We start from the raw sequence: 13,321 nt of genomic DNA, 5'->3' as shown, positions 1-13,321 counted from the left end.
TGAGAGGAGAAATTCGGTATGCTGAACGCCGAGAGAACGGAAGCGATTGTTCATTTGGCCAAGGCGCTGGTGGCCCATCAGAGCTATTCCGGCCAGGAGGGCGGCGTGGCCCGGGAACTGGAACAGTACATGCGGGGACACGGCTTTGACGATGTACAGGCGGACTCGTACGGCAATGTCATCGGCAGAATTGTGGGGAAACGCCCAGGGAAAAAGGTCCTGTTTGACGGACATATTGACACCGTCCCCGTGGCCAATCCCGTGGCCTGGCAGCACAACCCCTTCAATCCCGAGATTGTGGACGGGAAGCTCTATGGCCGGGGCACCTCCGACATGAAGGGCGCTGTTGCCTCCTTCACCGCCGCCGCCGGCTTCTTTGCCGAGGACTGCGGAAAGGATTTTCCCGGCGAGATCTGTGTTGCCGGCGTGGTGCACGAAGAGTGCTTTGAGGGCGTGGCCGCCCGCAGCGTCAGTGAGCTCGTAAAACCTGACTACGTGGTAATCGGCGAGGCCTCTCTCTGTAATCTGAAAATCGGCCAGCGGGGCCGGGCGGAGATTGTGGTGGAGACTTTCGGCGTGCCCGCCCATTCCGCCAATCCGGAGAAGGGCGTCAACGCGGTTTACAGCATGTGCAAGGTCATCGAGGCCATCCGCACACTGAAGCCCACGGAGCACCCGGTGCTGGGCAAGGGCATCCTGGAGCTTACCGACATCAAATCCGCCCCCTATCCCGGCGCGTCCGTGGTACCCTCCTATTGCCGGGCCACCTATGACCGCCGTCTGCTGGTGGGAGAGACCAGGGAAAGCGTTCTGGCCCCCATTCAGGTCCTGCTGGACGAGTTGATGAAGCAGGACCTCGGTTTGAAGGTCCAGGTCTCCTATGCCGTAGGAGAGGAAACCTGTTACACCGGCGAGAAAATCCGGAGTGAGCGGTTCTTCCCCGGCTGGCTGTACAGCGAGGAGGACCCCTTTGTACAGGATATTTTGCGGGAGCTCCGCGCCATCGGCCAAAACCCGGAGGTCACCCAGTACAGCTTCTGCACCAACGGAAGCCACTACGCCGGCGAGGCGGGCATCAGGACTGTGGGTATGGGACCCTCCCGGGAGAACCTGGCTCACACTGACGATGAATATATCGAGGTGGAGCAGCTGACCAAGGCGGGAGAGAGCTATTATGCCATTATGAAGGCTCTCCTGAGATAAGGTTGGCGCATTTGAAAACCTTTAAGCGGTTTTCAAGGCGGGCGGAGCCCGCCGACGCATCCTGTGCGCCGTGCGCTGCCTGTGAAGTCTGCCATCTGGCCGCTCTGCCTCAGTACAAATACTGCAGTGCTGAAAAGAAGAAGTTGCCTCTTTTCAGATACGGCGACGATTAAACGGCGGAGCACTCCGCCTGAACGGAGAGACATATGAGCGACTTTAAATACATCACAAAACAGACTCCCCGGATCGAGGGCAAGGCGCTGGGCCTGGGCCACCCGCTGTACATGGCGGACCAGGTCCGTTCCGACGCTGTTGTTGTCAAGGCGGTTCATTGTCCCTATCCGTTCGCCGAGGTGGAATCGCTGGATTCCGGAATTGCGGAGAAGGTCCCTGGATTTGTCCGGCTGTTTACCTGGGAGGACACCGGAATCATCACGAATTTCGGATGGAATTACACCCCCTTTGAGCGCCATGTCCTGAACCGGGTGGGCCGGTACGAGGGGGATGTGGTGGCTCTTGTGGCGGCGGAGACCGAGGAGGCGGCGGAGCGGGCCCGGAGGCTGCTGAAAATCAAGTGGAAAATCCACCGGCCCGTTATGGATTTTACCCAGGCGCTGGGCAGTGATGTGGTGGTCCATGGGGACCACCTGGACGAGATGTATATTCAGCCCCAGTTGGCGGGGCACTACCTGCCTCAAAAGAACCAGGTCCATTACAGCTGCCGGGAATACGGCGATATTGAAGGCGTCCTGGCCCAATGCGATCACGTGACCCATGTGAAGGTCTACACACCTCAGCAGATTCACACCCAGCTGGAGACACACCGCTGCTATACCTACTATGATGACCGGGGTTTTCTGACCATCTCCGCCCCTACCCAGGCGGCGGACGCCATGCAGGAGGATGTGGCCCGGAGCCTGGGCATCGACCGGAGGAAGCTGCGGGTCATCAAGACCCAGGTGGGCGGCGGCTTCGGCGGCAAGAATATCTTCAGTCCCTACTGCTGGTGCGCCCTGGTGACCTATCTGACCAAGCGCCCCGCCGTGCTGATTTTCAGCCGGGAGGAGGCCATGGCCACCATCGGCACCCGTCACGAATACATGCTGGAGCTCACGGTCGGCACCGACCGGGACGGGACCTTCCGGGCCATCGACTCCAGCGGCATCCAGAATGCCGGCGCCTATTCGGAAATTTCCGAAGACGTGCTGGAAACCGGCATCAAAAATTCCTATTCCCTGTTCCCCAGGGTGGACGCTATGCGGATCCGGCAGTATTCCGTATTCACCAACAAGCTGGAGGGCTGTGCCTTTCGGGGCTTTGGGGCGACGCAGAACTGCTTTTTGCTCAACGTGGCGGCCCGGCACCTGGCTGATGAGTTGGGATTGGACCTCTCCGAGGTCTTTTTGAAAAACATTGCCCGGGTGGGGGATTCCCACCCTGTCATGAACGGATGGATGGAGGACGACCCGGCCTATGTGGAGAGCTCCACCCTGGCAGAGTGCATCCAGCGGTCCATGGAGCTGATTGGCTGGGAGGAGAAGCGCAACGCCACGCCGCCCTCCGGAACCATCGTCCGGGGCGTGGGCATCGGCGTCGCCTCTCACGCCTCCGGCGTGCCCCGCGTCGACCGGGGCAATGTAAATATCGCCATGAACGCCGACGGGTCCTTCTGCGTGTTTTCGGGACACGCGGACATCGGCACCGGCTCCAACACCGTTATGCTCCAGATTGTGGCGGAGGTGCTGGAGGTATCGCCGGACCACATCCATCTCTTCGCGGCGGATACCGCCTGCACGCCCTTTGACCCAGGCACCTACGCCTCTTCCAATGTCTACCGCTGCGGCGGCGCGGCCAAGCTGGCGGCAGAGAAGATGAAGAAGCTGCTTTGGAAAAGCGTGCGGGAAACCTCTGGACTGCCGGAGAATGAGCCGCTGGTGTTCCGGGATGAGGTTTTTTACCGGGAGAACGGGGAACGTCTGATGGACCTGATTGAGTTTGCTGACAAATGGGGCTTCTACTGGGGCGGCGGCGACCCGCTGGTGGTCGGCGCTTCCTTCCCGGATACCTTTGCCCCCAGTCCCTATGTGGCAAGCTGCGCGGAGGTGGAGGTGGACAGGGAGACCGGCGTCTACCGGGTACTGCGGATGTCCTCCGCCATAGACTGCGGCCGGGTGCTGAACCCCGGCAACGCCCGCATTCAGGCCATGGGCGGCATTACCCAAAGCATTGGCATGACCATGTTTGAGGAAATCAAATACGGCAAAACGGATTATCGGATGCTGAACCGGGATCTCCAGAGCTATAAAATTCCCTGTCAGATGGATATGCCTCTGCTGGACATCGAGTTTATTGAAAGCTGCGAGCCTTCGGGGCCCTTTGGCGCCAAGTCCCTGGGAGAAATCGCCACCGGCTCTCCGGCCCCTGCGATTTCCGACGCGCTGTTTAATGCTTTGGGCATCCATTTCGACAGTCTCCCCATCACGCCGGAAAAGGTGCTGAAGGCAATCCAGGAAAAGGAGGGTGGCCATGCAGATTCGTGAATATGTGAAGCCTGATACGCTGGAAGAAGCCTATGCCCTTCTTATGAAGGGAAAGGCCAATCGGATTTTGGGGGGCTGCACCTTTCTTAAGCGGACCAATCTTAAAATTGGAACCGCCATCGATCTGGCGGCCTGCGGCCTGGACTACATTCGGGAGATGGATACGGAGGTGGCCGTGGGCGCGTATACCTCCCTGCGGACGGTGGAGACCAGCGAGGTCATCCTGCGGGAATTCGGGCCTGCGCTCCGGGAATCCATGGAGCATCTCATCGGCGTGCAGCTGCGAAATGCCATTACCATCGGGGCTCATGCAGCCTCCCGCTTCGGTTTCTCCGATATCATTCCCACCCTGCTGGCCATGAACGCAAAGCTGCGGTTTTACCGCGGGGGCGTTAAGACCCTGAGGGATTACATGGAAGAGGAGCGTCTGGAGAAGGATATTCTGGTGGAGATTCTCCTGCCGAAAGAGGGACGCCGCACCGTGGTCCAAATGGCCCGGCTTAGCTACAGCGACTATTCTGTTTTCTGCCTGGCCATGAGCCGGGCAGGAGGAAACTGGATTGTATCCGCCGGCGCCTTCCCAGGCCGGGCGAAGCTGGCGGAGAGGACCATGGCTGTCATGAACGGCGGACCTGTGGCCCGGGAGGAAGCCGCCACCCTGGCGGAGAATATCGCCGCCGAATACCGTTTCGGCAGCAATTACCGGGGTTCGGCGGAGTACCGGCGGGAATTGTGCCGGGTGTTTGCCCGGCGGGGAATTGAGGAGCTGGCCCAATGAAGATTCAAGTCACACTGAACGGGAAAAAGCAGGAGTGGGACGTCACTCCCAACGAATATCTGGCGGACACCCTTCGGGCTCACGGCTGTCCCTCGGTGAAAATCAGCTGCGGCGACGGGGCCTGCGGTACCTGCACGGTGCTGCTGAACGGGAAGCCTATGGTTAGCTGCGAGGTTCTCTCCGTCCGGGCGGACGGAGCGGAGATCGTCACCGTGGAGGGGCTGGAGGAGGAGGCGGACAAAATTGTGGATTGCCTGACCCGTCTGGGGGGCGAAGGCTGCGGCTGGTGCGCCCCCGGATTCGTGGTGCTGGCCTACGCCCTGAAGAGGGAGCTTCACAATCCCACCTATGACGAGGTCAAGGCCTATCTCAATGGAAACCTCTGCCGCTGCACGGGCTACATTGTGCGGATTGAGGCGGTTCTGGAATACCTGCAAATGCCCTGACGTCCAGGGGGCGAGAGAAAGGAGAACGATTATGGCGAACCTGAAAACGATGCTCTGCGGAAGGGAGCTGGACAGCCCCTTTGTGCTGGGCTCCGGTCCCTGCGGCTGGGACGCGGAGGCTCTGGCGGCCTGCGCCAAGGCGGGCTGCGGGGCTGTTGTGACCAAGTCCATCACCATCAGCGGCGCGGTGAACACCACCCGGCACATGATTTCCAACGGGAACATGAGCCTTTTGAACAACGAAGGCGGCTCCGACATGCCTATGACCCGCTGGCGGGATTATGAGATCAAGCGGGCCAAGGATTTGGGCGTCAAGACCCTGATTGCCAGCGTCTACGGCTATGGCGGTCTGGAGGAGACTCTGGAGGTTGCTTCCATGGCGGAGGAGACCGGCGCGGATATGATCGAACTGGTCAACGGATACACCGAGGCGGCGGACCTGGTGGAGCTGCTGACGGCTGTCAAGAAAACGATTAAAATTCCCATCATTGCCAAGGTCAATGGAAACTGGAAAGATACGGAGATCATCGCACGGGCCTGCGACGAGGCGGGGGCCGACGGCATCACCGCCATTGATTCCATCGGGCCCACCTACCGGGTGAATATCGCCACCGGCCGCCCGCTGATTGGCGGCAATGGATACGGCTACATGACCGGCGCGCCCATCCTGCCCATCGCCCTGCGGTATGTTCATGACATCGCTATTAATACGGACAAGGACCTCATTGGCCTGGGCGGCGTCACAAATGCGGAGGCGGCCCTGGAGATGCTGATGGCCGGCGCCACCGCCGTGGGCGTGTGCACCGCCGCCATTGTGAAGGGACCTGGCGTGTTTACGGAGCTGACGGAAAAGCTCAGCGCCCTGATGGACCAATACGGCTATCCCGATATTCCCTCTGTCTCCGGCCTGACACTCCGCAAGGGCGGCCTGGAGGAAAAAAAACCCGCCGACTTCGGCTTCGACGCGGAGAAGTGCACCCGCTGCGGCCGCTGTGTCACCGCCTGTGCCTACCGGGCCCGTTCTCTTGACGGGCAGGGCGGCATGCACGTGGACCCGGAGCAGTGCCGTGTCTGCGGACTCTGCTTCGGCCTGTGCCCGAGGAAAGCCATTTACATCCGGTAACACGGAGGAAGGAGCTTGCTCTATGGTCACTGCGGTCATCAATGGCAAAGCCGTCCTGGAGCACGGGGTTGCCTCCGTGTCTCTGATTCTGGACGGCGGGAAGATTCGGGCCATTCTGGCTCCGGACTGCGACGTTTCCGCTCTCTATCCCGGCTGCGGGATTATCGACGCCGGGGGACAGTATGTGGTCCCCGGCGGCGTAGACGGACACGTACACTTCGGCGGCTTCGGCTCTGTGCCCATTGCCGACGATTTCTATACCGGTTCCAAAGCTGCCCTGGCCGGCGGCACCACCACGGTGGTGGACTTCTGTGAGCCGGGCGAAGGAGAGGATCCCCTGGAGTGTATCCGGGTCCGGAAAGACTTCGGTCGGGACAGCGCCGTGGACTATGCCCTGCACTACACCTTTACTGAGGATTATCGCCGGGAACTGCCCCGGATTCCGGACATTCTGGACCAGGGCATTACCGCCTTTAAGGCCTATACCTATTATCCCCGCACCTCCCTGCTGCCGGGGGATTTCCGGAACATCATGGAGGTCATTCACGACAAGGGGACCCTGTTGGTTCACGCAGAGGAAAAGAGCATCATTGACTGCATGAAGGAGCGTTTCCACCCGGAGTCCTCCGACATGACGGCCCTGTCTCTGACCCGGCCCAACATTGCTGAGAAGATCGCCGTGGAATCCGTGCTGGCCATTGCCAGGGAGACCGGGACCCGGCTCTGCATCGCCCACGCCAGCAGCAGGGAGACCGCCGCTATCCGCCGCCGGGAACGCATGGCGGGAAACGAGTCGTTTATCCTGGAATCCTGCCCCCACTACATGCAGTTCACCCGGAAGAGCATGGAGGGCCCCAGAGGCGCGCTGTACACCATGAACCCGCCCCTCCGGGCCCGGGAGGACGCCGACGCCCTGATGGAGGCGGTGCTGCGGGAGGATATTTCCATCCTGTCTACGGACCATTGCCCCTACTCCAAACAGTACAAGCTGGGAACCAATTACGAGACGGTCCCCTGCGGCGTGGACGGCGTGCAGACGCGGATGCAGTATTATTTTTCCGAAGCGGTGCTGAAGCGGGGGCTGTCCATGGAGGCCTTCGTACGCATGACATCTTCCAACGCCGCGAAGTTTTACGGCCTGTATCCCCAAAAGGGCGTCATCGCCGTGGGCAGCGACGCGGACCTGGCCTTTTTTGACCCCGCCCTCTCCTGGACCTATACCATGGAGGACGTAGCCGGAGCCACCGACTATTCCATCTTTGAGGGATTTCCCCTCCGGGGAAGGTGCACCCGCACCATCAAGGGCGGCGAGGTGGTCATGGAAAACGGTGTGGTCACCGCGAAGAAGGGCAGCGGAACCTTCCTCTTCACCAAGTGAGTCCCGGCGAAGAACGCCGATAAACCGATAACCGTATCAATCAGGACATCAGAAAGGACTTGTGAAATTATGGCGAAAACGACTGGAATCATGGCCGGATGGCTGATCGTATCCGCGAATGAGGCCAAAAAGGGCCACGGATTTGTCATCGAAAACGGCAAAATCGTGGAAATCGTACCCAATGAAAAGCTGATGGGCAAAGAGGGGGTCATTGACGCCCGGGAACATATTGTCTGCCCCACCTTTGCCTGCACCCACACCCATATGTATGAGACCATCGCACATGGCGCGGTGGAGCCCAACCTGAGCCTCAAGCCCCTGCTGGAGGACTTCTGGTGGCCGGTGGTAGAGAACCGCCAGACGCTGGAGACCATCCGCATCACCTCTGAATATGCCTCTCTGGAGCACCTGAAGACCGGCGTGACCCTGATTAACGATATTCTGGAGGCCCCCTTTGCCGAGGCCGGCAAGCGTCTGCTGACCGAGGAAAAGGTCCTGCGGAAGGCGGGCATCAAGGGCGTGCTGTCCCTGGAGTCCAACGAACGAATCAGCACCGAAAACGGAGAGGTAAACCTGAAGGAAAATCAGGACTTCATTCTGGCTATGCGGGAGACCGGCAGCCGGGATATCCGGGGTACCATCTGCACGCATACCACCTTCTCCTGCTCTGTGCCGTTTCTGATGAAGGCCGCTGGCATGGCCCGGGATATGGACGAATATATCCAGATTCACATGAACGAAGGACCCGATGAGGATAAATGCTGCTTCGACCAATACGGCATGACCACCGCCGAGCTCTACAAAAAGATTGGTTTTTGGGAGGGCGGCAAGGCCTGGGCCAACCAATGCAGCTGCATGGAGCCTGTGGAGCTGAACATCATGGGCACTCTGGGCGTGGGCATTTCCACCCAGCCCCGGTCCAACGCCCTGTGCAACGCAGGCATCGCCCCTGTCAGCGACATGCTGAAAAACGGCATCAACGTAGGCCTGGGCACCGACAACGGAGAAGGCAACTTCTTTGAAAACATGCGGTATCTGGCCCTGATGCAGATGGGTAAGAACTACACTAAATACGCCCTGACACCCCTCCAGGCTTTTGAGATTGCCACGGAGATGGGGCCAAAGGGCCTGGGCTTCACCGACGTGGGCGCCCTCCGGCCCGGCTACAGCGCTGACTTCCAGATTCTTACCGGCTCCGCCGCCATTTACCTGCGGGAGGAGAACGTGGTGCAGGAGGTCTTCTGGCGCAAGGAGCCCGAGGATATCAAGGAGGTTTATGTCAACGGAGAACTGGTGGCCAGGGACGGCCGCGCTATCCACCTGGACGAGACCCGCATCCGTCAGGAGTTCAAGGACTGCGTCCGCGACTTCTGGAAGGGCCAGCCCTATCAGCTTGCAGACTGACGGAAGGAGAGAAGCGATTATGACAAACTGCGTTACAATTGCCCAGGGCATGCAGTTCTGGGGCACCCACGGCTATTTCCCGGAGGAAAACAAATTCGGCGCGAAATTTGTGGTCGATATCACGGCCGAGTCTGATGAAACCGGCAAGTGTCAGGATGATGATTATTCCACCGGCGTCAGCTACCTGACCCTGTATGCGGCTGCCAAGAAGGTGGTTACCACCGAGCAGCACAAAATGGTTCAGCGCATCGCACAGCGGATTTCCGATGAGATTTTCGACGCCAGCGACGCGGTGGAGAAGGTGACCGTCACCGTCAAAAAGCCCTTTGTGGCTATCGGTGGTATTGTGGAATATACCGGCTGCACCATTACCCGCACCGGCAAAGGGGCGCTCAGCGACGGAAACGCCGTGCCTTATACCGGCATCAATCCCCTGGAGCGCCAGGACGGCGGATATGCCGATTAAGTGAGAGGGAGCCCGGTGGCGGGCGCGGCACTGAAACCGGAAAAAGAACGGCATGGTCTTCTGACCATGCCGTTTCTCTGTTTCTCGTCTCGCTCCGGCTCAGCCGGAGGGTGCGGTCTATCCGTTTGCCTGTACCGTGGGGAAGGCCCCCGACACAAGAGGACGGTTATGTGGAGCCCTTTTTCATAACTATGGCGGCCTTGGCCACCCGGCGGCCCAGAGCACGGGCGTGGCGGATGCCGATTTCGTCCGCCATAGCCCCCTCGGCCCCCTGGTCCCGGCTCCAGACGCAGCCGCCGCTGTACGCGCCCAGTCCGCCGTTGACCACGGTGATGCCTTTGGTGTGATAGAAGCCGTGGATACAACTGACGGCGCTTTCTTCGCCGCCGTTCCGGGCGCCGCCCACGGCAATGGCTCCGCCTACCTTATAGAGGTTCATGTCCGGATTTTCACGGGACAGAAGGAAGTTGGGCCGGAACCGGGAAAAGGCGGCGGACAGGATGGGCGTGATGCCCATGCCGTAAACGGGCGTTGCGATGATATAGGCGTCTGACTCCAGGAAAGCGTCAAACAGCTTCCGCATATCATCCTTACTGTCGAAGGAGAGACAGGCGTTGACCTTCTCCCGTATGCAGCGGTTGCAGCCCACACAGGCGTGGATATCCATTCCCCGCAGCTCTATGAGGCGGATTTCCACCCCCTCCTGCAGGGCCGCTTCCTCCAAAGCCGCCTGTAAAACGGCATGGGTGGACGCCCGCCGGTAGCTTCCGCAGATACCCAGGATTTTAACTGACATTTGAGTACTCCTCTCTCAGCGGTTTTTCATATATGGCTTGCCAAGGGCGGCCGGCCCGTGGGAGGACTTTCCTTGAATGCTGACCAAGGCCAGAATGGCCAGAATGTAAGGAACCATTAAGGCGAACTGATAGGGGATGCCAATATTCAGCACCTGAATTTGATTGGACGCGGCGGAGGCCAGGCCGAACAGCAGACAGCTGAAAAAGGTGCCCGCAGGAGACCAGCGGCCCAGACAGATGGCGGCAATGGCAATCCAGCCCCGGCCATTGGTCATGTTTTCAGAAAAACGGCTGACCTGAGTCAGTGTCAGGTAGGCTCCGCCCAGAGCGGCCAGTGCTCCGGAGATGATGACCGACAGATAGCGGTAACGGAAGACATTGATGCCGGCGGTCTGGGAGGCAGCGGGGTTCTCGCCCACGGCCCGCAGGGCCAGGCCGTACTCCGTCCGTCTGGTAAACCAGGCATAGAACACAAACAGAGCAATGATGAGATAGGTCATCAGGTTCTGACTGCACAACACGCTTCCAATGACTGGAATTTCTGCCGCGGGGCCGCTGATGATATTGCCAATTAGACGGTCTAGGTTCAGGGCGCTGCCGTCCCGAGAGTTGCTCAGAAGCCGGGAACAGAAGCTGGTAAGACCCATGAATAGGGTGTTCATGCCCAGCCCCACCACCATCTGACTGACGCCGAAGCGGATGGAAATGAAGGCCAGAAGCCAGCCGGAGAGCAGGCCGAAAATGACGGCCCCCAGGATGCCCAGAAGGAGATTCCCGGTCAGCAGGGTGAAGAAATACCCGAAGTAGGCCCCGCCCAGCATCATGCCCTCCAGGGCGAAGTTATAGACGCCGCTGCGCTGGGCCAGAAGTCCCCCCAGCGCGGCGAACAGGTACGGCGTAGACATCCGGACCGCCATGCCCAGAGTCGTGTCCAGCAGAGATACTGGCATTACGCGTCCCTCCCTTCTACCAAGGAATCCTTGATGCGGCGGACAAAGTAGTTGCTGACGATGACTGAGATGATGATGACGCCCTGTAGGATATACAGGATCGGTGTCGGCACACCTACGCCCCGCTGCATGCTGCCGGTGCCTACCCGGAGCGCGGCGAAGAGCAGAGTGGAGAGGAAAATGCCCGCGGGCGTGTACTGGCCCATCACCGCGATGCCGATGCCGTCAAAGCCGAAATTGTTGGAAAAGCCGCTCATCAGCTTATACTGGTTGCCTTGGAGCTCCAGTGCACCGCCTAGGCCCGCCAGGGCTCCGGATACCAGGATGACAATGATGAGGGAGCGCCGCTCGTTGACGCCTGCGTATCGGGCGGATTTGGGATTCATGCCGGACAGGCGCATCTCGAAGCCCAGTACGGTTCGCTGGTGCAGAAACCACACCAGTAGCAGCGCTGCCAGGGCAATGAAAAAACCGGCGTGAAGACGGGAGCCCTCCATCAGGGCGGGGAGCCGGACCGGGTCCGGAATGGGGACGGTTTGCTCCATGGAACTGTTAGGGTTCTTCAGAGCCCCGCTGACCAGCAGCGCGATGAGATACTGCATGATATAGTTGAGCATCATGGTGCTCAGCAGCTCGTTGGCATTGAAGAGAATTTTCAGCGCGCCGGCGATGCTGCTCAGCACCGCGCCGCCCACGATGCCCGCCAGAACCGGCAGGGCGATTCCCACGATGGGGGAGGCGCTGCCCATGTTGGCTGCCGCCAGAGCAGCGCACAGAGCGCCAGCATAAAACTGGCCCTCGCCGCCCAGGTTGAAAAATCCGGATTTCTGCGCAATGGAAAAGCCCAGCGCACAGCAGAGCAGCGGCGTGAATTTGTTGATCGTTTCACCAAATCCGTAGATGTTGCCGAAAGCGCCATAGAAAAAATACCGGTATGCCAGAATCGGATCAATCCCAATCAGCATGATCAGCACGCCGCCGACCAGCATAGCCAGCAAAATGGCGATCAGCGCCATCCCGCCCGTGATCAGAAAACTCCGTTTCCGCAGGAACGCCTTTAATTTCTGGTTGTGCATGGGCAGACCTCCAACTCTGTCCCGCGCTGGGAGAGAATTTCTCCCAGCGCGTATCCAGCTTTTATCTCCGAAGAGGCGGATGTTTCCTCTCCTGTGCCGCTCAGGGGTCAGGGAAGCTCCACGGTGACATTGCCAGCTATGATTTCGGCAGTGGCCTCGTCGATTGCCTCAAAGACGGATGCGTCCAGCTTGTCTTGCAGGCTTTCATTCACCAGGAAGGCCTCAATTCCATCCTCGATTCCGCCGACAATGGGGGTGACATTGCCGGTGTGGGTTCCGCTCAGCTTGCCCTCCACCATCATGCGGAGCTGGGTGCTGGGCAAGTTGACGGTGCTTCCGAGAACATATTCGTCGGACATGCCGTTCCGGTCCACAATGGCACTGATGGTGTAGACCCCCCGCTCAATGCAAAGCTCCATTACGGTGGCGTTGCAGTCGCCGGAATTGCAGTAGACCACATCGCAGCCCTGGTCAATCAGACTGGTGGCCATTTCCTTGCCGGCAGCCAGGTCGCTGAAGCTGCCGGTGGCCACATGGACAACCTCAATATCCGGATTTACGGACTGGGCGCCGGCCCTGAAACTGCTCAGGTAGGTCAGTGCGGAGTCGGAGTCGGTTGAGAAGGTGATCAGGCCCAGCTTGTTAGACTTGGTCACCATGCCGCTCATGACGCCGGCCAGGTAGTTGTGCTGCCAAAGGGTGCCGCTGAAGGCAATCATATTTTCGGCGGACACATAGGCGTTGACGCAACCGAAGGTTACGTTGGGAAAGTCCGCAGCCACTTCTACCATGGGCTCACAGTGATACTGTTCATTGGAGAGGACCATATCATAGCCCTCGCTGGCGTAGTTCCGCAACACGTCGCCCACGTCGGTCTGGGGCACGTTCTCCTGATAGCTGACTTCCAGATCGTACTCTTCAGCCAGCTTCTGCATGCCCTCGTAACCGTTTGTGTTCCAGCCACCGTCGGTCAGAACGCCGTCGCAGATCCAGGCCACCTTCAGCCTGGAGGCCTCGCCGCCGGTCTGCCCGGCGCTGTCGCCGCCGGAGGGGCCGCCACCGCTGCCGGCGCCGGGGTCGCTGCATCCCGCCAGCAGCGTGAGCAGCAGAGTGATGGACATGGTCACAGCAAAAAACGACTTCTTTTTCATACGATCCAA

12 protein-coding genes are annotated in these 13,321 nt (G+C 59.7%); 8 read left to right on the top strand and 4 right to left on the bottom strand.

Annotated elements, in window-relative coordinates; genetic code table 11:
- The first annotated feature begins 18 nt into the window (after positions 1-18).
- The 8 genes from Q0063_RS01200 (at position 19) to folB (ending at position 9,338) form a co-directional block, all read left to right on the top strand.
- The gene (locus Q0063_RS01200; RefSeq protein ID WP_297870137.1) at positions 19-1,203 is read left to right on the top strand and encodes a YgeY family selenium metabolism-linked hydrolase; all 1,185 of its coding nucleotides are present in this window, start codon (positions 19-21) and stop codon (positions 1,201-1,203) included.
- A gap of 206 nt (positions 1,204-1,409) precedes the next feature.
- Positions 1,410-3,743 (top strand): xanthine dehydrogenase family protein molybdopterin-binding subunit, encoded by a 2,334-nt coding sequence (locus Q0063_RS01195; protein WP_297870136.1) that lies wholly within the window; start codon positions 1,410-1,412, stop codon positions 3,741-3,743.
- A complete protein-coding gene (locus Q0063_RS01190) occupies positions 3,730-4,521 on the top strand; it encodes a xanthine dehydrogenase family protein subunit M (protein WP_297870135.1) in 792 nt (263 codons plus the stop codon). Before Q0063_RS01195 ends, Q0063_RS01190 begins: the two co-directional genes overlap by 14 nt.
- The gene (locus Q0063_RS01185; RefSeq protein WP_297870134.1) at positions 4,518-4,967 is read left to right on the top strand and encodes a (2Fe-2S)-binding protein; all 450 of its coding nucleotides are present in this window, start codon (positions 4,518-4,520) and stop codon (positions 4,965-4,967) included. The genes Q0063_RS01190 and Q0063_RS01185 overlap by 4 nt, the downstream gene beginning before the upstream one ends.
- Positions 4,968-4,998: 31 nt before the next feature.
- On the top strand, positions 4,999-6,090 hold the full coding sequence (locus tag Q0063_RS01180) for a dihydroorotate dehydrogenase (protein ID WP_297870133.1): 1,092 nt from the start codon (positions 4,999-5,001) through the stop codon (positions 6,088-6,090).
- Positions 6,091-6,112: 22 nt separating this feature from the next.
- Positions 6,113-7,468 carry an amidohydrolase family protein gene (locus Q0063_RS01175; RefSeq protein WP_297870132.1) on the top strand — a complete coding sequence of 452 codons (1,356 nt, stop codon included), beginning with the start codon at positions 6,113-6,115 and terminating at the stop codon, positions 7,466-7,468.
- A 69-nt stretch (positions 7,469-7,537) separates the two neighbouring features.
- Positions 7,538-8,872 (top strand): amidohydrolase family protein, encoded by a 1,335-nt coding sequence (locus Q0063_RS01170; RefSeq protein WP_297870131.1) that lies wholly within the window; start codon positions 7,538-7,540, stop codon positions 8,870-8,872.
- Between the two features lie 19 nt (positions 8,873-8,891).
- Entirely contained in the window at positions 8,892-9,338 is a 447-nt protein-coding gene (gene folB / locus Q0063_RS01165; protein WP_297870130.1) for a dihydroneopterin aldolase, read from the top strand.
- A gap of 166 nt (positions 9,339-9,504) precedes the next feature.
- Here folB and Q0063_RS01160 read toward each other — a convergent pair whose 3' ends face one another.
- The 4 genes from Q0063_RS01160 to Q0063_RS01145 all read right to left on the bottom strand — a co-directional run bounded on the left by Q0063_RS01160 (position 9,505) and on the right by Q0063_RS01145 (position 13,312).
- Positions 9,505-10,134: a flavodoxin family protein gene (locus Q0063_RS01160; protein WP_297870129.1), complete on the bottom strand. Its 630-nt coding sequence runs from the start codon at positions 10,132-10,134 to the stop codon at positions 9,505-9,507.
- A 15-nt stretch (positions 10,135-10,149) separates the two neighbouring features.
- Complete coding sequence (locus tag Q0063_RS01155) at positions 10,150-11,085, bottom strand: ABC transporter permease (RefSeq protein WP_297870128.1); 936 nt, start codon at positions 11,083-11,085, stop codon at positions 10,150-10,152.
- Positions 11,085-12,161, bottom strand: a complete 1,077-nt coding sequence (locus Q0063_RS01150; RefSeq protein WP_297870127.1) for an ABC transporter permease — start codon at positions 12,159-12,161, stop codon at positions 11,085-11,087. Before Q0063_RS01150 ends, Q0063_RS01155 begins: the two co-directional genes overlap by 1 nt.
- Positions 12,162-12,268: 107 nt before the next feature.
- Entirely contained in the window at positions 12,269-13,312 is a 1,044-nt protein-coding gene (locus tag Q0063_RS01145) for a BMP family protein (RefSeq protein WP_297870126.1), read from the bottom strand.
- Between the last annotated feature and the right edge of the window lie 9 nt (positions 13,313-13,321).

The sequence above is a fragment of the uncultured Oscillibacter sp. genome, from assembly GCF_947654275.1.
Classification (GTDB): Bacteria; Bacillota; Clostridia; order Oscillospirales; family Oscillospiraceae; genus Oscillibacter.
This window is presented reverse-complemented; position numbering and strand designations above follow the sequence as displayed.

What these genes read in the sequence shown, in the direction of transcription:
- folB (WP_297870130.1), top strand. Translation starts at nt 8,892, where the DNA reads ATGACAAACTGCGTTACAATTGCCCAGGGCATGCAGTTCTGGGGCACC.
- Q0063_RS01200 (WP_297870137.1), top strand. Translation starts at nt 19, where the DNA reads ATGCTGAACGCCGAGAGAACGGAAGCGATTGTTCATTTGGCCAAGGCG.
- Q0063_RS01150 (WP_297870127.1), bottom strand. Translation starts at nt 12,161, where the DNA reads ATGCACAACCAGAAATTAAAGGCGTTCCTGCGGAAACGGAGTTTTCTG.
- Q0063_RS01175 (WP_297870132.1), top strand. Translation starts at nt 6,113, where the DNA reads ATGGTCACTGCGGTCATCAATGGCAAAGCCGTCCTGGAGCACGGGGTT.
- Q0063_RS01185 (WP_297870134.1), top strand. Translation starts at nt 4,518, where the DNA reads ATGAAGATTCAAGTCACACTGAACGGGAAAAAGCAGGAGTGGGACGTC.
- Q0063_RS01160 (WP_297870129.1), bottom strand. Translation starts at nt 10,134, where the DNA reads ATGTCAGTTAAAATCCTGGGTATCTGCGGAAGCTACCGGCGGGCGTCC.
- Q0063_RS01145 (WP_297870126.1), bottom strand. Translation starts at nt 13,312, where the DNA reads ATGAAAAAGAAGTCGTTTTTTGCTGTGACCATGTCCATCACTCTGCTG.
- Q0063_RS01180 (WP_297870133.1), top strand. Translation starts at nt 4,999, where the DNA reads ATGGCGAACCTGAAAACGATGCTCTGCGGAAGGGAGCTGGACAGCCCC.
- Q0063_RS01190 (WP_297870135.1), top strand. Translation starts at nt 3,730, where the DNA reads ATGCAGATTCGTGAATATGTGAAGCCTGATACGCTGGAAGAAGCCTAT.
- Q0063_RS01170 (WP_297870131.1), top strand. Translation starts at nt 7,538, where the DNA reads ATGGCGAAAACGACTGGAATCATGGCCGGATGGCTGATCGTATCCGCG.
- Q0063_RS01195 (WP_297870136.1), top strand. Translation starts at nt 1,410, where the DNA reads ATGAGCGACTTTAAATACATCACAAAACAGACTCCCCGGATCGAGGGC.
- Q0063_RS01155 (WP_297870128.1), bottom strand. Translation starts at nt 11,085, where the DNA reads ATGCCAGTATCTCTGCTGGACACGACTCTGGGCATGGCGGTCCGGATG.